The following is a 281-nucleotide window of genomic DNA, read 5'->3' as shown; positions in this document are numbered from 1 at the left end:
CGTAGTACGACAGCAGCTGCAGCGGAATGGTGTACAGGATCGGCGCCAGGGCGTCCGCGATGTGCGGCACCTTGATCACGTGGGTGCCTTCACCGTTGGTCATGCCAGCGTGCTCGTCGGCGAACACCACCAGCTCACCGCCACGGGCACGTACTTCCTGCAGGTTGGACTTGAGCTTCTCCAGCAGTTCGTTGTTCGGCGCCACGGTGACGACTGGCATGTCGTCATCGACCAGGGCCAGCGGGCCGTGTTTCAACTCACCGGCCGGGTAGGCTTCAGCG

General features: G+C 63.7%; 1 protein-coding gene. It reads right to left on the bottom strand.

The genetic code is table 11. The features are described from left to right. Window positions 1–281 (bottom strand): SIS domain-containing protein (locus tag SB765_RS29095; RefSeq protein ID WP_410932414.1); only part of this gene is annotated, 281 nt, incomplete at both ends.

The organism is Pseudomonas sp. SIMBA_067 (assembly GCF_046534675.1).
GTDB lineage: Bacteria > Pseudomonadota > Gammaproteobacteria > Pseudomonadales > Pseudomonadaceae > Aquipseudomonas > Aquipseudomonas putida.
This window is presented reverse-complemented; position numbering and strand designations above follow the sequence as displayed.